General features: G+C 70.5%; 12 protein-coding genes. 6 read left to right on the top strand and 6 right to left on the bottom strand.

What is annotated here, in order from left to right:
* Nucleotides 1-51: 51 nt before the first annotated feature.
* On the bottom strand, nt 52-810 hold the full coding sequence (locus DOM67_RS10065) for a CDP-alcohol phosphatidyltransferase family protein (RefSeq protein WP_110675509.1): 759 nt from the start codon (nt 808-810) through the stop codon (nt 52-54).
* Between the two features lie 450 nt (nt 811-1,260).
* Here DOM67_RS10065 and DOM67_RS10060 point away from each other — a divergent pair, with 450 nt between their 5' ends.
* From DOM67_RS10060 to DOM67_RS10040, 5 genes are all read left to right on the top strand, one after another.
* The gene (locus DOM67_RS10060; protein ID WP_198651778.1) at nt 1,261-2,232 is read left to right on the top strand and encodes a zinc-binding alcohol dehydrogenase; all 972 of its coding nucleotides are present in this window, start codon (nt 1,261-1,263) and stop codon (nt 2,230-2,232) included.
* 85 nt (nt 2,233-2,317) lie between these two features.
* Nucleotides 2,318-2,716 (top strand): 6-carboxytetrahydropterin synthase, encoded by a 399-nt coding sequence (locus DOM67_RS10055; protein ID WP_110675508.1) that lies wholly within the window; start codon nt 2,318-2,320, stop codon nt 2,714-2,716.
* Nucleotides 2,713-3,759, top strand: a complete 1,047-nt coding sequence (locus tag DOM67_RS10050) for a glycosyltransferase family 4 protein (RefSeq protein ID WP_110675507.1) — start codon at nt 2,713-2,715, stop codon at nt 3,757-3,759. Before DOM67_RS10055 ends, DOM67_RS10050 begins: the two co-directional genes overlap by 4 nt.
* Nucleotides 3,756-4,694, top strand: a complete 939-nt coding sequence (locus tag DOM67_RS10045; RefSeq protein ID WP_110675506.1) for a class I SAM-dependent methyltransferase — start codon at nt 3,756-3,758, stop codon at nt 4,692-4,694. The genes DOM67_RS10050 and DOM67_RS10045 overlap by 4 nt, the downstream gene beginning before the upstream one ends.
* Complete coding sequence (locus DOM67_RS10040; RefSeq protein WP_157958836.1) at nt 4,691-5,674, top strand: lysylphosphatidylglycerol synthase transmembrane domain-containing protein; 984 nt, start codon at nt 4,691-4,693, stop codon at nt 5,672-5,674. The genes DOM67_RS10045 and DOM67_RS10040 overlap by 4 nt, the downstream gene beginning before the upstream one ends.
* 38 nt (nt 5,675-5,712) lie before the next feature.
* Here the strand turns inward: DOM67_RS10040 and DOM67_RS10035 are convergent, their stop codons facing one another.
* On the bottom strand, nt 5,713-6,612 hold the full coding sequence (locus tag DOM67_RS10035; RefSeq protein ID WP_110675504.1) for a RibD family protein: 900 nt from the start codon (nt 6,610-6,612) through the stop codon (nt 5,713-5,715).
* A 163-nt stretch (nt 6,613-6,775) separates the two neighbouring features.
* On the opposite strand from DOM67_RS10035, the gene ribA reads away from it, so the two are divergent.
* The gene (gene ribA, locus DOM67_RS10030) at nt 6,776-7,915 is read left to right on the top strand and encodes a GTP cyclohydrolase II RibA (RefSeq protein WP_110675503.1); all 1,140 of its coding nucleotides are present in this window, start codon (nt 6,776-6,778) and stop codon (nt 7,913-7,915) included.
* Nucleotides 7,916-8,028: 113 nt separating this feature from the next.
* On the opposite strand, the gene DOM67_RS10025 is transcribed toward ribA, so the two are convergent.
* From DOM67_RS10025 to DOM67_RS20220, 4 genes are read right to left on the bottom strand one after another with little or no spacing between them, the layout of a single operon-like run.
* Nucleotides 8,029-8,844 (bottom strand): creatininase family protein, encoded by an 816-nt coding sequence (locus tag DOM67_RS10025; protein WP_110675502.1) that lies wholly within the window; start codon nt 8,842-8,844, stop codon nt 8,029-8,031.
* A 50-nt stretch (nt 8,845-8,894) separates the two neighbouring features.
* On the bottom strand, nt 8,895-10,961 hold the full coding sequence (gene recD / locus DOM67_RS10020; protein WP_232825202.1) for an exodeoxyribonuclease V subunit alpha: 2,067 nt from the start codon (nt 10,959-10,961) through the stop codon (nt 8,895-8,897).
* Nucleotides 10,958-14,752: an exodeoxyribonuclease V subunit beta gene (gene recB / locus DOM67_RS10015; RefSeq protein WP_157958835.1), complete on the bottom strand. Its 3,795-nt coding sequence runs from the start codon at nt 14,750-14,752 to the stop codon at nt 10,958-10,960. Before recB ends, recD begins: the two co-directional genes overlap by 4 nt.
* Nucleotides 14,749-18,342, bottom strand: coding sequence for an exodeoxyribonuclease V subunit gamma (locus DOM67_RS20220; RefSeq protein ID WP_280951059.1), 3,594 nt, complete (start codon nt 18,340-18,342; stop codon nt 14,749-14,751). The genes recB and DOM67_RS20220 overlap by 4 nt, the downstream gene beginning before the upstream one ends.
* Nucleotides 18,343-18,678 lie beyond the last annotated feature (336 nt).

Raw genomic sequence — 18,678 nt, 5'->3', positions numbered from 1 at the left:
CGCCAGGGCGACCGAAGAACACTGGTGGATCAAAAGAAAAACACTGGTGGATTAAAACACGCTATCTCGCAGCGGCGCCCGTCGCCGCCGCCACAACCACACCAGATCACGGCCAAAGGAGAGCACCAGCAGCGCCGCCGCCAGCGCCGTCAGCGCCACCGCCCAGGAAGATGTCACCAGCGGGAGCAGGCAAACCAGCAGCGTCGCCACCTGCCACACGCAGATCGTCTTGCGCAGATAGCTCACCGGCAGTTCGCGGTGCAGCCAGGGCCAGTAGAGACCCGCACCGACGAAGGCGTAGCGGGCCAGGCCGATGACCAGCACCCAGCTGCCCACCTTGTCCAGCGCCACCAGCGCCGCGCACAGCACCACGATGAAGAAGGCGTCGAGCTCCATGTCGAAGCGCGCCCCGAAGCGCGTCGCCGAGTGCGTGTGGCGCGCCACCCAGCCGTCGATGCCGTCGAGCAGCAGCGCCAGCAGGGCCAGCGCGGCGATCCCCTCGGCGTGCCGCTGAATGAAGGCAGGATAGGCGATCAGCCCGGCAACCAGCGCGATGAACACCGCGCGCAGCAGGGTGATGCGATTGGCCCAGCCGATCCCCTGGCGCGCTGCTGGCCACGCCCACAGCACCGCCGTGGCGATGGCGACGTAGACCCCACCGGCGGTCAGCCGCAGCCCGCCCGGGGCGGAAAACGCCCAGTGCACCCACTCCACCAGCAGCGCCACCAGCGCCAGACCGGCGCCCAGATCGACCCACCCCCAACACCCCCGCCGGCGCAGCGTACTCGCACGTCCCGGTCCGTCCGCCATGATGCATCTCCTTCTTCTTCTCGTCTTCCCTGTCACTCTCGATCCATACGTCGGCCGTACAAGTCTGGATGCGTCAGCGTTACCCCGCCACTGGTCCACGCCATGCGGCCCGCGATGATACCCCAGCGGCGATGGTGCAGCGCAGGTCAGGCGTCGCCAGCCACCAAAACCGATATCTATCAAAAATCATGTATAGCCATTGTATAACTGACAAACTGCCACGCTCTGCCATACTCCTGTGCATGGTGTCGCGTCAGAGTGGCCCATTCGCACCGCGCACCCGGGATCGTGGCCTGATCTCACCAGCCAGATCGCGCGCGGCCAGTGCCTGCGCCGGATGACACTGGGCAGATCTGACAAACATTAGAAATTATTGAACAGAATGCCGGGCCAGGCGAGTACAGCGCCCCGACCTGGCCGCGGCGACAGCCGGCTACAGAGAGACGCTTTATGACGATGCCCTACGCACACGCCTTCTGGTCGCTCGGCGACGGCAGCGGCGAGATCAGCCAGGCCGACCTGAACGAAGATGGCGAACTGATGGTGCGCACCTGCTACAGCGCGATCAGCCGGGGCAGCGAGACCCTCGTGTTCAATGGTCAGGTGCCGCCGAGCGAATACTCGCGCATGCGCGCCCCCTTTCAGAGCGGCGACTTTCCCGGGCCGGTGAAGTACGGCTACTCCAATGTCGGCATAGTCGAGCAGGGCGCCCACGACTGGCACGGGCGCCATGTCTACTGTCTCTATCCGCATCAGACCCACTACCGTGTCGCCGCCAGTGACGTGGTACGCCTGCCCGAGGACGTGCCGCCGGAGCGGGCGGTGCTGGGCGCCAATATGGAGACCGCGCTCAACGCCATGTGGGATGCCGCGCCCGCCGCGGGCGACCGCATCAGCGTGGTCGGTGCCGGCGTGGTCGGCGCCCTGGTCGCCTGGCTCTGTGCCAAGCTGCCCGGCGCCCAGGTACAGCTGATCGACATCGACGAGCGCAAGCGCTTCCTGGGCAGCGCGCTGGGCGTCGAGTTCGTCACCCCGGACAACGCCGCCGGCGAGCGCGATCTGGTGATCCACGCCAGCGCCTCGGGTGCCGGATTGCAGACCGCACTCAAGGTCGCCGGCTTCGAGGCGAGCGTGGTCGAGCTCAGCTGGTACGGCAGTCGCGAAGTGAATCTACCGCTGGGCGAAGCCTTCCACGCCCGCCGCCTGACGCTGCGTTCGAGCCAGGTGGGCAGCGTCTCGCCCAGTCACCGTGCGCGCTGGAACCACAAGCGCCGCCTGTCACTGGCGCTCTCGCTGCTCAACGATGAGTGCCTGGATGTGCTGATCAGTGGCGAGAGCCACTTCCGCGATCTGCCGCAGACCCTGGCACGGCTCAGCCAGGGCGACGACGCCACCCTGTGCGAACGCATCCGCTACGCCTGAGCGCAGCGCAAAGCGCTCTCCAGAACGCCATCACACCGCCGCCGGCCGCGTATCGCAACGCCGCCCCGGCTCAAGGAGACAAGGAATGTTCAGCCTGACCGTCCGCGATCATATGATGATCGCCCACAGCTTCAACAGCGAGACCTTCGGCCCGGCGCAGAAGCTGCACGGCGCCACCTACGTGGTCGACGTCACCTTCAAGCGCCCGGAGCTGGATCACGACGACCTGGTGGTCGACATCGGGCTCGCCAGCGACACCCTCAAGCGGATTCTGGCCGAGTTCACACTCAGCAATCTCGATGACGTCGACGAGTTCAAGGGGCGCAACACCACCACCGAGTTCATGGCCAAGGTGGTGTTCGACCGCCTGGCCCAGTCGATCCGCGACGGCGAGCTGGGCGAAGGCGGCCGCCATCTCACCGCGCTCGCGGTCACCCTGCACGAGTCGCACATCGCCTGGGCCAGCTACGAAGGCGGCCTATGAGCGATCTCACGCTGATCGTCGCTGGTGACCCGCAGCAGCTCACCGGCGGCTACCTCTACGACGCGCGTATCGTCGAGGCGCTGCGTAGTCAGGGCTGGGCGGTCACCGTGGTCGGCCTGGAGGGGCGCTTCCCCGAACCCGACGCGGTTGCCTCACATGCGCTGGACAGTGCCTTGACCGCGCTGGTCGATGGCAGCCGGGTGGTGATCGACGGTCTCGCCATGGGCGGGCTACCGGCCATCGTCGAGCGCCACGCCTCACGCCTGTCGATCACCGCCCTGCTCCATCATCCGCTGTGTGACGAGACCGGCCTCGGCGAGCCCGAGCGCCAGCGCTTTCGCATCAGTGAGACCCGCGGCCTGGCCGCGGTCGAGCGGGTGATCGTCACCAGCGTCTACACCGCACGACGGCTCGCCGACTTCGATGTCCCCGCGAACAAGATCGCGGTGATCGAACCCGGCGTGATCCGGGGCGAGCTGGCCCACGGCGATCTCACCCAGCCGCGCCTGCTGTGCGTGGCCACGCTGACGCCACGCAAGGGCCAGGACGTCCTGGTCGAGGCCCTCGCCGAGCTGACGCATCTGCCCTGGCAGTGCGACCTGATCGGCGATCTCGACCGCGCCCCGGACTATGTCGCGCAGGTGCGAGCGGCGATCGCCCGCCACGGTTTGGAGGAGCGTATCCGACTGCTCGGCGCCCAACCCAGCACGGCGCTGGGCGAGCACTACCGCGACGCCACGCTGTTCGTGCTGCCCTCGCACTACGAGGGCTACGGCATGGTCATCACCGAAGCACTGGCCCACGGCCTGCCGGTGGTCACCACCACCGGCGGGGCGCTGGCCCACACCCTGCCGGAGCAAGCCGGCATCAAGGTGCCGCCGGGCGACAGCCGGGCGCTGGGCGAGGCCCTGACCAAGCTGCTGAGCGACCCCGAGCGGTACCAGCGCTACCGCGACGGGGCGCGGGCGCTGCGTGACACCCTGGGCGACTGGGACAGCGCCGCGCGCGCCTTCGCCGCAGCCCTGACACGGGAGACCACATGAGCACACCAACGCCATTCACCGCCGATGCGCACTTCAGCGATGCCTGGCTGACGCTGCGCGAGCCGGCCGACCACCGCGCCCGCGACGCCCAGTTGACCCACGCCGCCGACCACTGGCTGGCGCAGCTCGCCAACTCCACGGCCACGCTGGTCGATCTCGGCTGCGGCAGCGGCTCCAACCTGCGCTATCTGGCACCGCGCCTGCGCACGCCCCAGCACTGGCGGCTGGTCGACCACGACGCCAGCCTGCTGGAACATGCACGAAGCCGCTGCGATGAACTCGTCAGCGCCGCGGGGGAGCCGATCCAGCTGACGACTCAGGAGGCCACGCTGGCACAGGCGCTGGATGACGCGCTGGACGGCGCCGACCTGATCACGGCCTCGGCGCTGTTCGATCTGGTCTCTGCCGAGTGGATCGACGCCCTCGCCGCACGCTGCCGCGAGTTCGGCTGTGCCGTGCTGTTCACGCTCAGTGTAGATGGCGAGATCCACTTCCAGGACAGCGCCGGCATGACCCTGGAAGACAACGACGATCGCTTCGTGTTCGATACCCTCGCCGCCCATCAGCAGCGCGACAAGGGCGTCGGTGAAGCGCTCGGCACCCTCGCCCCCAGCTATCTCAAGCAGGCGTTCCTGCGCCACGGCTATCATCTGCGCGAAGCGCCCTCGGCGTGGCGCCTGGGCCGGGAGACCTGGCCGCTGATCGACGCCCTGATGGCGGGCTGGCGGACGGCACTGCTGGAGCAGGCACCGGCGCAAGCCACGCGCATCGAAAACTGGTACCGGACACGCCTGTCGGCACTCGACGCGGGCCGGCTGATGCTGACCCTGGGCCATCGCGATCTGCTCGCCCTGCCACCGGAGTCGACCCCGGGCATGTCGTTCGACACATCGTTCGAAACGTCTGTCGCACCGTCTCAGGATCGGCCAGCGTGAGACGCCGGCACGCCGCTCTGCTGCGCCTGGGTATCACCCTGGCGCTGCTGGCCACGCTCGCCTGGCAGTTGAACACCGGCGAGATCCTGGCGCGCCTCGGCACACTGTCGCCGCTATGGGTCGCTGCGGGCATCGCCCTGAGCCTGCCCCAGGTGGTGATCTCCGCCTGGCGCTGGCGTCTCACCGCGCGCTACGTGGGTATCGCCCTACCCTGGCCCCGCGCCCTGCGCGAGTACTATCTGGCGACCTTTCTCAATCAGATCCTGCCCGGCGGCGTGATGGGCGATGCCACCCGCGCCTGGCGCCACGGCAGCCGGGCCGATGCGGGGCAGCGCGGCGCGGCGATTCGCGCGGTGATCATCGAGCGCGCCTCGGGACAGATCGCGCTGGTGCTGGTCGCCCTGATCCCCCTGGCGGCGGCAGCGCCACTGCGCGACGCCATCGTCACCAGCCTGAGCGCGGCGCAGTCGGGCTGGCCATGGGCGATCGCCGCAGCCGCGCTGCTGGGACTGGTCGCGGTGATCGGCCTCCGGCACCCGGCCCTGAGCCGAGCCCTCGCAAGCCTGGGGCAGGATCTGCGCCAGGCGCTGCTGGGTTCACGCGTCTGGCCGCGCCAACTGCTGAGTTCGCTGCTGGTGGTCGCCACCTATGTGGCCGTATTCCTCTGCGCCGCCCGGGCCCTCGAGCTGCCACGCTCGCTCGGCGTGCTGCTGCCGCTGATCCCACCGCTGCTGCTGGCGATGGCGATCCCGCTGAGCGTGGCCGGTTGGGGATTACGCGAAGGCGCCGCCGCGCTGATCTGGCCGCTGGCCGGGCTGCCGGCCCAGGAAGGGGTAACGCTATCGATCACCTACGGCCTGCTGATTCTGCTCGGCAGCCTGCCCGGCGCCCTGGTGCTCGCCCGTGACCACTGGGCCGAGCGACGCCGCCCCGGGGCCGTCAAACGGGCCGCCGTCGCCGGCAACAGGGAGATCGGCTGATGCCCTCAGAAGCCAGCAGCCGGCCGGCACATCCGGCCTCAGGTCGCCGCGCCACGACGCAGATCGACATCGAACAACATGTCCTCGCCCAGCGTGAAGTGGCGACAAGCCGGACGCAGCGCCCGATCCAGCGTCTCGATCTCGGGCAGCGTCAGCGCCGGCCGGCCGGAGCCGATGATCATCGGCGCCACCACGCTGTGCAGCCGATCGAGTTGACCGGCCTCGAGGAAGCGCGAGATGGTCAGCCCACCGCCCTCGACCAGAATGCGCCGGCAGCCGCCCTCGGCCAGCAGCGCCACCACGTCGGCCGGATCTGCCCCCGCGGCATCGACCTGCAACGGCTTGACCGAGACATGGCTCGCGCCCTGGCGGGCCCTATCCGCAGCGGCCTGCTCGGCGCGCGCCGCGGCCACCAGATGCCAGGTCGGCGCCAGATCCCGGGTGAACACACCCCGCGTCGCGCAGACCCGGGCGCGCGGGTCGAGCACCACGCGCAGCGGGTTGTCGCCCTCGACATGGCGCACCGTCAGTTGAGGGTCATCGGCCTCCACCGTGCCGGCACCCACCACCACGGCATCCACCAGCGCCCGGGTGCGGTGCAGATGGACCAGGCTGGCCTGACCGGTGACATAGTGAGAGGCCCCGGTCACCGTGGCGATGCGCCCATCCAGACTCTGGCCGAGCTGAGCGATGAGCTGCGGACCGTGGCTGAGATCGGCGACGCACCACGGCAGCCAGATCGACAGCAGCTGCGCCGCCTCGGCGTCCACCCGAGCGTCGCTGCGCCAGCCACCACCCGCATCGACCTCGAGGCGCACACCGTCTCGTTCGATCCGGCCATCGAAGCGCTGCCGCCGCGTCGCCGCGGCAATATCGCGAATCCAACGCCAGGCGAGCGGCGTATCGATGTTCGCAGCGCTCTCGAAACTGGTGGTCATGGGCACTCCTCGGCCAGACTGGGGGGTAAGGACGCCACCGGCGTCACTGCGCGACACGGAGATCACGCGTTCAAGGTTAGCAAACCCTACCGCGGGCGCCGACGCCCGGCGGTAATGCCACAGACCCGGCTTGAATCATGGATGATGCGTAAGGAGAGATGAGATGCGACAGGTAGAACGAGCGATTTTCGACCTGAGACGCGGCCTGCCGGTACTGGTCAGGGCCGACGGCAGCGATGTCATGGTGCATCCGCTGGAAGGCTGTGACGACGAGGCGCTGGCTGCCCTGCAGGCGCTGAGCGGCAGCCAGCCGGCGCTGGCCCTGACCCGCCACCGCCTGGCACGGCTGGGTATCGACAACGACGCTGCCGCGGCGCTACTGCCGATCGACGCCGCCGATACCGCCGAGGAGGTGATTGCCTGGGCCAGTGCCGAGGACGGGCGCCTGCCCGCCGACAGCCGCCCGGCCCCTGCCTCACCCGGCGCTCGGGCGGCGCTGGAGATGATGCGCATCGGCCTGTTGATCCCTGCAGCGGTGGTGGCCGAGATCACCGTCGAACGCCGCGCCCAGGTCGAGGCGCTGGTCGCCGAGGGCTCGGTGCTGGCGCTGCCCGCCGAGCAGATCGATGCCTACGCCGAGCACCGCTCGCACTTTCTCAAGCGCACCAGCGAGGCACAGATCCCCCTCTCCCACGCCGAGGAGAGCCGCTTCGTGATGTTCCGCGAGGCCGACGGCATGCGCGAGCACATCGCCATTCTGATCGGTGACACTCAAGCCTGGAACGACGCCGTGCCGGTACGCCTGCACTCGGCCTGTCTCACCGGCGACCTGTTCGGCAGCCTGCGCTGCGACTGCGGGGAGCAGCTACGCGAAAGCGTGCGCGCGATCGACGAGCGCGGTGGTGGCGTGCTGCTCTATCTGGCCCAGGAGGGGCGCGGCATCGGCCTGGCCAACAAGCTACGCGCCTACACCCTACAGGATGGCGGGCTCGACACCGTGGATGCCGATCAGGTGCTCGGCTTCGGCGAGGACGAGCGCACCTACGGCGTTGCCCTGGAGATGCTCGAACAGCTCCAGATCCAGCGCATCGAGCTGCTCACCAACAATCCGGAGAAGCTCAACGCCATGGCCCAGGGCGGCATCGAAGTGGTCAATCGGCGCGGCGTCTACGGCAAGCTGACCCGGCAGAATCAGCGCTATCTCGATGCCAAGGCCAAGCGCGCCGGCCACTGGCTGGAGGAGGTGCTGGGCCAGGAGAGCGAGACCCGAGTGGCGCCGTTCAAGCGCCCGGTGACCAAGTAACGCCTCGCTTCACGCCCCCCACGCCATCGCGCTGCGGCGGAGCCGGACATCGGCTCCGCCCTCTGCCAGCGTCCTGAACCACGCGCAGCCCCACCTGCCGAGCGTTACGACACCTAGCGCAATGTCGAGAGATCGAACGCGGCGGCGACCTCGATCACCTCCGCCAGCCGTGCCGCGAAGTGGGCCACCAGCCGGCTTCCAGTGGCGGCATCGGCCAGCGTCGCATCACCGGTGACCCCGCTGGGGTGGAGATCCTGGGCCATCCAGGCGTAGCCGGCGTCGCCCTCGGGGCCGAGCCGGGCGCCGGCATCGGCCTGGCGCTGGGCTTCGGAGACCGCGTTGGTCAGTGCCTCGCGGCGCACCTTCCCGGGTGCCAGATGCAGCATCATCGCGGTCTCCAGCGCCCCACCGTGGAGACCATGACGCAGCTCGGCGGCGGGCAGCGCCTCGGCCGGCGGCGCAAAGCGAAAGTAGTTGGCCTTGACCACCAGCATGCCATGGGCAGCACGCAACTTGAGCGCGGCCAGATCGATCACCGCCTTGTTGCCACCATGGCTGTTGAACAGCACCAGACGGCGGATACCGGCCCGGCTCACCGCCTCGCCCAGTGCCTCGATCACCCCGATCGCGGCCTCCGGCATCAGGCTCAGGGTGCCGCAGAAGGCGGTATGTTCGAGACTCGCCCCCAGCGCCAGCGGCGGCAGCACCACCACCGTGCCCGGGCTGTCCAGCCCGTGGTTTTCGAGCTCAGATGTCGCGGCCGCCAGCAGGCCCAGGCCGATATCCAGATCGGTGGAGAGCGGCAGATGCGCCCCGTGCTGCTCGATCGCCGCCAGCGGCAGTACCGCCACCGTGTGCGCGTCGACCCGTGCGGCCAGCTCCGGGCCGGTCAGATCCTGCCAATGGAGAACGCGTTGCGCGTCGTTCATGCCCGGTTCCTTCTGGGGTGATTCAGCATCGATGATTCAGGGTCAGTGATTCAGGGTCGCAGCGTCTCGGGCGTGCCCTCGTCACCGTGGTGCGCGGGGGCGTGGCGCAGCAGGCGCTCGGCGATCGCACTCTCGCGGACCACGCGCCGGGCGATCGCCTCGCGCAGCGTACGGCTCTGCCCGGGCCCACCCGCCAGCGCCAGGCTCAGACGCGAGCGCGCCCGGGTGATGCCAGTGTAGATCAGCTCGCGGGTGACGATCGGGTTGGCCCGCTCCGGGAGCACGAACAGTACATGCTCGAACTCCGACCCCTGGGACTTGTGCACGGTCATGGCGAAGGCGGTGGCGGCGGCATCCAGGCGCGAGGGCAGCACCTGGCGAACCCCATCGCCCTGCACGAAGCAGACCCGCAGGCGCCCGTCGGCATCGGCCAGGGTCAGCCCCAGATCGCCGTTGTAGAGCCCCAGCTGCGGATCGTTGTGGGTCACCATCACCGGGCGCCCGGCATACCAGCCATCGGTGCGCGTGATGAACCCCTGCTGCCGCAGAATCTGGGCGATGCGCGCGTTGAGCCCCTCGACACCCCACTCCCCTCGGCGCAGTGCACACAGCACCTGAAAGCGCCCCTGCAGTGCCAGCAGCTCGGCGGCGGGCGCGCCGCGGGCGAGGGCCGCAAACAGTGCACGATAGCCCTCCACCACCCGACGCTCGAAGGCCGCGCCCTCGCTGCCGATACGCTCGATATCGGCGTACTCCCCGCCCAGGCAGCGCAGAAAGGCGTCGCCATCGCCGGCATTGGCGGCACGGGCCAGCGCACCGATACCGCTATCGGCGTGAAAGCGGAAGCTCCGGCGCAGCATCGCCACATGATCCGCCAGCGGGTTGGCGATCGCCGCCGGCGGCAGCGACTCGCCACCCACCCGGGCCAGATAGGCGCGGGTCGCCTCGGTGTAGCCGACCTCCCGGTCCACCCCGGCACCGACGCAGAGATCGCCGAGCACCGAGCCCGCTTCCACCGAGGCGAGCTGATCCTTGTCGCCGAGCAGAATCAGCCGCGCCTGGGGCGGTAGCGCCGCCAGCAGCGCGGCCATCATCTCCAGATCGACCATCGAGGCCTCGTCGACCACCAGCAGGTCGAGACTCAGGGGCGTCTCGGCATCGTGGCGGAAATGCCGCGTGTCCGGCCGCGCCCCGAGCAGGCGGTGCAGGGTCTGCGCCTCCTGCGGTATCGCCGCGCGCACGCCCTCCGCCACCGGCAGCTTGGCGACCGCGCCGGCGATCGACTCCGACAGCCGCGCGGCGGCCTTGCCGGTGGGTGCAGCGAGCCGGATCCGCAGTGCTGCCCCGGTGGCCAGCGCCTGCTGCTGCAGTAGCGCCAGCAGCCGTGTCACGGTGGTGGTCTTGCCGGTGCCCGGGCCGCCGGAGATGATCGTCAGCCGCTGGCGCAGCGCCAGCGCACAGGCGATCCGCTGCCAGTCGGGGGCATCCGCCGCCTGGGCATGGCCGGCGAAGAGCGCCGCCAGCGGCGCGGCCATGGCATCGCTCACCGGCAGACTGCCGCCCAAGCGCTGGCGCAACCGTGCCGCCACCCCGCACTCCGCCTGCCAGTAGCGGCGCAGATAGAGCTGATCTCCCTCCAGCACCAGCGGCGTGGCGCTGGCGGCGGCGACCTCGGCGCTGGCGACTAGCGGTGAGGCCGCCAGCCGCTCACGCCAGCCGGCGAGATCGAGCCCGGCCAGCAGCTGCTCCGGCAGCGTCACCGGGGTGGCCGGCGGCTCGCCGCCATCCAGCGGCGGCAGCGACAGCGCCGAGTGTGGCGCTGCCAGTGTCCGTGCCAGCGAGAGGCAGACATGGCCGCGCCCCGCCTGGTGGCTCACCAGTGCCCCCGCCAGCCACACCAGCGGATCGCCACCGGTGGCTGAATCAGCGTCGTGGGCCGCGAGAAAGCGCGCGAAGTGGCGGTCGAGCTGACGCAGCCAGCCCAGCTCGACCCACAGCGCCAGGGCCGCGAACAGCCCCTCCCGCTGCAGCACCGGTGGCGCCGGCGCCGCCAGATCGAGGGAGAACTGATCGCTCGCGCGGGGTTGCGGCGGCATGTCGTGATCTTGCGAACTCATGTCTCGACCTCCTCGGCCGAGGCCAGCAGTGCGTTGGCCGGCCCCTGATCGCCATCGAGCCAGGCGTCCAGCGCTTCGATCAGCGCCTGAGACGGGCGGCGGAAGAAGACGCCGGGCGCAGGATCGGGCGCCGTCTCGATAGGCGTCTCATGGCCCCCCCCCGGCGCGGATTCGGGGGCCGTGTCGACAGCCTCCGACGCCAGCCCGCGCAGGAACACATAGCAGGCGCCGCCCATGTGGCGGGCGTAGTCGTAATCCTCGAGGCGTGCCGCGAGCAGCCGGTGCAACGCCAGCACGTAGAGCACGTACTGCAGGTCGTAGCGGTGCGCGACCATCGCCGCCGCCAGCCGCTCGCCCAGATAGTCGGCGGGGTCATCGCCCAGATGGTTGGATTTCCAGTCGAGCACGTACCAGCGCCCGTGGGCCTCGAACACCAGGTCGATATAGCCCTTGAGCATGCCGTTGAGCTTGCGCGGCGCCAGCCGCGGGCGCTGCCCGGGCAGCGGCTCCAGTCGGCTCACTAGGCGGTCGAGGGGCGCACTCCAGGCCGCCGTCGCCGGCAGCCAGAACTCGAGTTCGGTGCGCCACGCCGAGAGTGTGGTCAGCCGCACCTCACCCGCAGCGCTGCGCAGCAGCGGCTGGCACAGGCGCTGGGTGAGCCAGTCACTGAGCAGCTCGCCCCAGTCCGCCTCGTAGCCGCCCAGTGCCAGGCCACGCGCTACCTCGCGGCGTACCTCCTGGGCATAGGCCGGAGTCGCGAGACGATCGAAATCGAGACGTTCGAGCAGGCCGTGCAGAAAGGTGCCCGGCCGTGGCCCGCGCGGAAAGTCGATCAGCGAGCGAATCCGCGGCCGTGGCACCGGATCGCGCTCCTGGCTCACCTCGACGTCCAGGGTCGCCGGCAGATCCTCGCCATCGCCAAGCCGAGCGTCGGCGATCAACGCGGTGTAAGAGGCGATCCACCAGTCGTCGTCGATCGCCCCCTGGAAGCGCCGCGCCGGCTTGGTGGCGCTCTCCGCCTGGGCCTGGCGCAGGCGCCAGGACGGCGGCTCCGGCGGCGCGGAGAGTTCGAGCCAACCGGCGCGCTGCGCGGCCTGCAGGCGTGCCAGCAGCGCCTCGCCGTCATCCTCGGCCTGGCTGCCGAGCAGCCGCCCCAGCGCAGTCTCGTGGAGACAGCCGCCGCGGCTGCGTCCGCGCCCCACCTGGGCCACGCCCAGACGGCAGGCGAAGATCGCCCGGGTCAGCGCCACGTAGAGCAGCCGCACATCCTCGTCGAGTCGCGCCAGATCGGCGTCGCGCCGCTGCGCCTCGTCGGGGCTGGCGACCATCACACTGCCCTCGCCGTCGGGCGGACGCAGCGCCAGCAGCTGCGTCTGGCGGTCGGGCTCCGCCGGGCGGTGGGAGCAGACGAACGGCAGCAGCACGATGGGGTACTCCAGCCCCTTGGACTTGTGCACGGTGATCACCTGCACCAGATCTTCGTCGCTCTCCAGGCGCTGGCTCAGGGCCTGGCTGTCGAGACTCGTCTCACCCGCCTGCAGCGCCCGATGCCACCAGCGCAGCAGCGCCTGCTCGCCGTCGAGTCGCTGCTGCGCGGCCTGGGCCAGCTCCCCCAGATGCAGCAGGTCGGTCAGGGCGCGCTCGCCGTCGGCGCGTGCGGCCAGACGCTCGGCGATGCGGAAGTCGCGCATCACCGCGCGCAGCATCGGCAGCACGCCGCGCCGCTGCCACAGCCGGTGATAGTCGCCGAAGCGCTCGACCTCGCGCTCCCAGGCCAGCTCGTCGGCGAGCAGCGCCTCCAGCGCCGTGGGGCTGTCGTTGAGCAGCCGCGAGGCGAGTGCGGCCTTGAGCCGGGCATCCTGACGCGGCTGCGCCACCGCTTCGAACAGCTGCAACAACTCGAACGCCTGCGGGGTGTCGAACACGCTGGAGCGCTCGCTGAGATAGACGCTGCGAATGCCGCCCTCGGCCAGCGCCCGGCGCACCTTGAGCGCCTCGGGGCCGTTGCGCACCAGAATCGCGATGTCGGCGGGCTTGAGCGTGCGCTCGCCGTGCTCCCCGGTAAAGCGCCACGCGCCCTCCAGCAGCCGCTGCACTTCGGCCCGGGTCGCCGTCGCCATACGCGCCTGATAGTCACCCTGGGCGTAGCGCTCGCTATCCGGCCACCAGGCGCCGAGTGCCGCCACCGGGGCGCCCTCCTGGGTCACCAGATGCGTCGACTTGGCGCTGGCATCCACCGCAACGAAGGGGATTTCGGCACTGCCGAAGGGCTCCGGATGGCCGGCGAAGAGCGCATTGGTCGCCGCCACCATGGCCTCGGTGGAGCGGAAGTTGCGCAGCAGGGTGAAGCGGCTCGGAGTGGCCCGCCGAGCGCGCAGATAAGTGTGAATGTCGGCGCCGCGGAAGGCGTAGATCGCCTGCTTGGGGTCACCGATCATCAGCAGCGCCGTGGTCGCCGGGTCGCTCTGCGGCGCACGGTAGAGACGCGAGAAGATCCGGTACTGCACCGGGTCGGTGTCCTGGAACTCGTCGATCAGCGCCACCGGCAGCTCGTGCCGGATCCGCGCCGCCAGGCGTAATGCGGCAGCCTCGTCACCGGCCTGGGCCATGGGGGTCAGCGCCGCGTCCAGATCGTTGAGCAGATCGGCGAACTCCCACACGCCCTGGCGCCGCTTCTCCTGGGCGAAGGCCTGGGCCACACGGTCGCGGGCGTGCACCAGCACGCGGGCGGCAATGGCATCGAACGGCCGCCCGTGCTCGGCCAGGCGGTCGAGCGCAGCGAAGAAGGGGTGCGCCGGTGGCGTGGCGCCCTTGCGGGTGGCGCCTTCGAGCTTGGCCTGCCCCAGCCAGAAGCGCCCGCTGCTGTCGCTGACCTCCTCCGCCGCCTCGAACTCGCCGCGGGCAAGCCAGGCAGCGTAAGCCGCCAGGCGTGTGTCCAGCTCCTCGACCTTGTAGCTGCGCTTGTTGAGCGCCCCGGCCTCGAACGCCTGGGCCAACACCTGGCGGATCGCCGTTTCGTCCCAGCTCGCGCGCAGCGCCGCTTCGATCGTCTCGCGCGCGCTCAGTGTCTGTTCGGCGCCGGCGAACAGCGTCGCCAGCGTCTGCGGCGCGTCCACCGCCTCGCCGCCGACCCACAGCGGCTGCGGCTGGCCATCCTTGAGCAGCGGCGCCAGTGCCGCGGCCAGTGCCTCCGGCCCACTCCAGTGGGCGCGAATCTGGCGCTGCCAGCGCGCATCGAGCGGGTAGAACTCGCGCCGCCAGTAGTCCTCGACCACCTGGGTCAGCAGCGGGCGACCCTCCTGCAAAAGCTCGGCGGAGAAGCGCGCGCCGGCGTCGAAGGCGTGGCGCGTGAGCATGCGCTGGCAGAAACCGTGGATGGTGAAGATCGCCGCCTCGTCCATCAGCCGCGCGGCCTGATCGAGGCGTCGGGCGCCGCTACGACAGGCCGTCTCGCCCGCCGCCACCAGTGGCGCCAGCAGGGTCGCGAGCACGCGGTCGCGGCGCGCATCGGGGCTCGCCAGGAGCCACTCGCGGGCCTGCTTGAGCCGCGCCCGGATACGCTCGCGCAGCTCCGCCGTGGCCGCTTCGGTGAAGGTCACCACCAGAATCTCCGGCGGGGTCAGCGGACGCGGGAAGTCGAGTGTCTCACGCCCGGGCAACGGGCCGAGCACCAGGCGCACGTAGAGCGCGGCCAGGGTGAAGGTCTTGCCGGTGCCGGCGCTGGCCTCGATCAGATGGCGCCCGGTCAGCGGCAGGCTGTCGAGTTCGAGGGCGACGACGCTCTCGCTCATGAACGCTCTCCCGTGGCGTGAACACGCTGCGTCGCACGGCGCATGGCGTCGAGCAGCGGCTGATAGTGGCGGACGCTCTCGCCCACACCGCCGGCGGCGGCGAAGCTGTCGAAATCGGGCCATAGCTGCCCCAGCGCCCCTTCGCGCCGAATCAGCGCCTCGACCTGGAAGTTGCCGGCCTCGAACTGGGCCGCCAGGGTGTCGCGCAGGGCCGCCTCCGGCGGCTCACCGGCGGCCAGCGCCGCCAGGGTGTCGCTGCCACACTGGCCCCAGAGTGTCCTGGCCAGCTCGCCGACAGCCGGTAGCGGCGCGCACCAGGCACGCCACCAGCACGCCAGCCAGGCGGCCAGCGTCTCGCGCGCCAACGCCCGCTCCAGCGGCGGGAAGCGCAGCACCCGATCCTCGAACAGCGCGCTCCAGGCGGTAGCGTGTTCTCCCGCGGCGTTGGCCAGCAGCCAGCGCAGATAGCCGGCGTGGAGCCGGTGCGGCTTGCCCAGTTTCTTCCATGGCCCCTCGCCCTCGGGGCGAAAGTGACCGAAGTGGCTGGTCTCCAGGGTGACCAGCTCGGCCCCCTCGTCGCCCAGGTAGAGCTCATCGAGGCGCGCCTCCAGCGCCAGTGCCGGGGTCGTGCCCGCCGCCGGTGCGACGAAGTGCAAGCGTGTCGGCGCACAGGCGGTGAACGTCGCGGTCAGCCCGCGCCAGCTGGCCAGCTGCGCGCTCAGGCGCTTGAGCGGCGGTTCGATCAGCGCCTGGCCGAACCCCGCCGCCGGCAAGCGTCCGGCGAGGCGCAGGCGCTCGGCCACCTGCACCAGCGGCTCGCCGCGGCGGCCGGCATCGAGCAGCTCACGCCTCAGGGTGTGGTCCTCGAGCGCATCCAGCGTGAACGGTTCGCTATCCTCGTCGGGTACCTCGGCGCTCTGGAAGCGCACCCCGAGCCGCCCGAGATAGACGCTCCATGGGCGTCGCAGCAGACGCTGCAGGTCGTTCAGCCCGAGCGCCTCCGCCGGGGGCTGGGGAGACGTGCCAGCGTCACCGGGGTGGCTCGCCTCGGCCTGGCGCCGCGCCGTCTCCGGTTGCCCTGTCTCTTCTTGCCCCGCCGCGCTCTCGTTCGCCGCCGCGCTCTCGTCCGCCGCCGCGCCATGTAGCGGCGCCCAGCTGGCGTCATAGGTGAAGCGTGGGTCATCGGCCAGGAAGTAGCGGCGTGAGAACGGCTGCAGCGGATGGGTCTCGATCAGGCGTTCGGCCAGGCGTCGCTCGGGATCGTCGCCCTCGACGTCATTACCGGCCGGCTGCCAGCCCTGCTCGAGCATGTCGAGCAGCTCGCCGATCAGCACCGAGGGCGGCCGCGGGGTATTGTCGCGCTGGTCGAAGCCGACCCAGGAGAGGGTCAGCCGGTCGCGGGCGGAGAGCAGCGCCTCGAGCAGCAGATAGCGGTCGTCGTCGCGCCGCGAACGGTCACCGGGGCGCGCCCGCCCTGCCATCAGGTCGAAATCCTGCGGCTGGCGGGTGCGCGGGTAGGCGCCGTCGCTCATCCCCAGCAGATAGATATGGCGGAACGGGATCGCGCGCATCGGCATCAGGGTGGCGAAGTTGACCTTGCCGGCGAGGAAACGCTGGGCCAGGCCACCCTCGTCGAGTTCCGCCTTGAGCGCGTCGCGCACCACGCCGAGCCCGATCGGCTGGGAGAAGGCCGCCAGCTCACAGCTCGCCTGCCAGCGCCCCAGGGCCTGATCGACCCGCGCCAGGACGTCGTGCTCGTCGAGCCCGGCGGGCTGGAACATCCGCGCCAGCAGCGCCCCCAGGCGCACCCGCCATTCGGCCGGCGTACCCGGCGCGCAGAGTTCGGCGCGCTGCGCCTCGAGCGCCGCCACCAGCTCCGCCAGGCGTCCGGCGAGATCCGCCTCCAGCCCGCCGACCTCGTCATAGGGCACGATGGCGTCGAACTGCCACGCCGCTGACTCTGTCGCATTCGCCCGGGTCGACTCCGGCGGCAGTGGGCCGGTTGCTTCCGGCGGCAGCGGACCGGTTGCTTCCGGCGGCAGCGGGCCGGTTGAATACCCCAACAGCATGCGCTCGAGGCCGAACGCCCAGCTGTTCTCGTGCAGCGCAGGAAAGCCCAGCGCGCGGCGGTGGCTGGCAGAAAGCCCCCAGCGCACGCCGCTCTCCGCCAGCCACTGGCGCAGCCGCGGCAGCTCGCCCTCATCGATGCCAAAGCGCGCCCGCAGCGCCGGCACGTCGAGGGCATCGAGCAGCTCGCTCACCCCGAGCCGCCGCTCCGGCAGCTCCAGCAGTGCGAGCACCAGCACCATCAGCGGATGGGTTTCACTGGCCACCTGATCGGCGATGGTGAACGGCACGTGGCGCGGATCGTCCGCCGCGTACTGGCCGAACACCGCCTCGATATAGGGGGCGTAGATATCGATCTCCGGCACCATCACCAGGATGTCGCGGGGGCGCAGCGGCGCACCCGCCGCACTCGCCTCGTCGAACGCGGCGAGCAGGCGGTCGTGCAGCACCTCGACCTCGCGCAGCGGCGAGTGCACGCGGTAGAAAGACAACGAGGCGTCGTCGGCCGCGATGGTGCGCTTGTGGCCCTGCTCCCGCGCCAGCTCGCCGGGATGGCGCAGATCGAGCACGTCCTGTTGGATCTGCGCGAGCAGTGAGGGCGCCCCAGTCGAGGCCGGGTCCTGGAACAGATCGGTCTCGACGTCGAAGCCGCCATCCTGGCTCTCGAATTCGTAGAGCCCGACGATGAAGTCCCGGCCCTGGGCGCCCCAGGCCGCGAGCAGCGGGTTGGCCTGCAGATGCAGCGCCTCTTCATCGAGTTCACACAGCCACGGCGCCTCCGGGTGGCGCTCCTGCTGGCGGGTCTGGGCAGCGGCGGAGAGGCGCCCGGCACGCTTGATCGCCTCACGGTCGGAGACGATATCACCCCAGTAGTGACGACAGGGGTTGGTGATCATCAGAAAGACATCGATGACGCCGGAGAGTGCGTGCAGCGCCTCCAGGAGCTGCGCCGGCAGCGCCGAGATGCCGAACACGAACAGCCGCGGCGGCAGCCCCGGCGGGCAGGCGTCGAGGGCCCGCGCGGCGCGCACGAAGCGCCCGTGCAGCCGCGCACGATTGAACTCGCGCTCGGCCGGGTCGGCGTCCTCCAGCAGCGCCCGCCACAGCGCCGGCTGCCAGCGCTGGTCGGCGGGCAGATCCGTCGGTGCCGTCTCGCCCTGCTCCCACGCCGCCAGCCAGTCCGGCCGATAGTTGAGATACTGGTCGAACAGATCCGCCAGGCGCACCGCGAGCTGCCAGCGCTTGCGCTCGGCCTGCTCGGCGGCGGACCCCGCNNCCCGCGTCAGCGGACAAAGCGCCTGCGGCTCCCGCGTCAGCGGACAAATAGTGCGCCAACGGCGCGAATACCTCAGGCTCCGCCGCGATCCGGTGCTCCAGCAGGCGCAGGATGCGCCACGCCAACGGACGCTTGTCGAACGGTGAGTGCTGCGGAATCGGCGCGCCCTCGCGCTCCAGCACCGCGCGGTAGGCACGCCAGACGAAGCTCGACGGCAGCGGGAAGTCCACCGAGGCAGCGATGCCATCGGCCTCCGCCAGCGACAGCCGCAGCCACTGCGCCATGCCGTTGGACTGCACCAGAAAGGTCTCGGGGGTGAGCGGCGCCAGACGCTGGCGCTGCATCAGCGCCAGTGACAAATCGCGCAGATCCTCGAGGTGGTTGGCGTGCAGGACGCTGAACATTCACGCTCCCAAAGAACAGAGATTCGACCGGGTCGACAGGCTGCCTATCCTACCCCGGCACGGCGCGCCCAGCACACGGGATCGACGCCGCGACCGGGCTGGGGCAGACTATGACAACCCGATGACAGGGCCGCGCCACGACGGCGGCGCTCTTGTCGCAAAACCGCAAGCGCAGAACC

The organism is Salinicola sp. RZ23 (assembly GCF_003206675.1).
Classification (GTDB): domain Bacteria; phylum Pseudomonadota; class Gammaproteobacteria; order Pseudomonadales; family Halomonadaceae; genus Salinicola; species Salinicola endophyticus.
This window is presented reverse-complemented; position numbering and strand designations above follow the sequence as displayed.

Bases quoted from the DNA above. Each gene is read 5' to 3' on its own strand.
- DOM67_RS10065 (WP_110675509.1), bottom strand. From the start codon at position 810: ATGGCGGACGGACCGGGACGTGCGAGTACGCTGCGCCGGCGGGGGTGT.
- recB (WP_157958835.1), bottom strand. From the start codon at position 14,752: ATGAGCGAGAGCGTCGTCGCCCTCGAACTCGACAGCCTGCCGCTGACC.
- recD (WP_232825202.1), bottom strand. From the start codon at position 10,961: ATGAGTTCGCAAGATCACGACATGCCGCCGCAACCCCGCGCGAGCGAT.
- DOM67_RS10055 (WP_110675508.1), top strand. From the start codon at position 2,318: ATGTTCAGCCTGACCGTCCGCGATCATATGATGATCGCCCACAGCTTC.
- DOM67_RS10050 (WP_110675507.1), top strand. From the start codon at position 2,713: ATGAGCGATCTCACGCTGATCGTCGCTGGTGACCCGCAGCAGCTCACC.
- DOM67_RS10035 (WP_110675504.1), bottom strand. From the start codon at position 6,612: ATGACCACCAGTTTCGAGAGCGCTGCGAACATCGATACGCCGCTCGCC.
- DOM67_RS10060 (WP_198651778.1), top strand. From the start codon at position 1,261: ATGACGATGCCCTACGCACACGCCTTCTGGTCGCTCGGCGACGGCAGC.
- DOM67_RS10025 (WP_110675502.1), bottom strand. From the start codon at position 8,844: ATGAACGACGCGCAACGCGTTCTCCATTGGCAGGATCTGACCGGCCCG.
- ribA (WP_110675503.1), top strand. From the start codon at position 6,776: ATGCGACAGGTAGAACGAGCGATTTTCGACCTGAGACGCGGCCTGCCG.
- DOM67_RS10045 (WP_110675506.1), top strand. From the start codon at position 3,756: ATGAGCACACCAACGCCATTCACCGCCGATGCGCACTTCAGCGATGCC.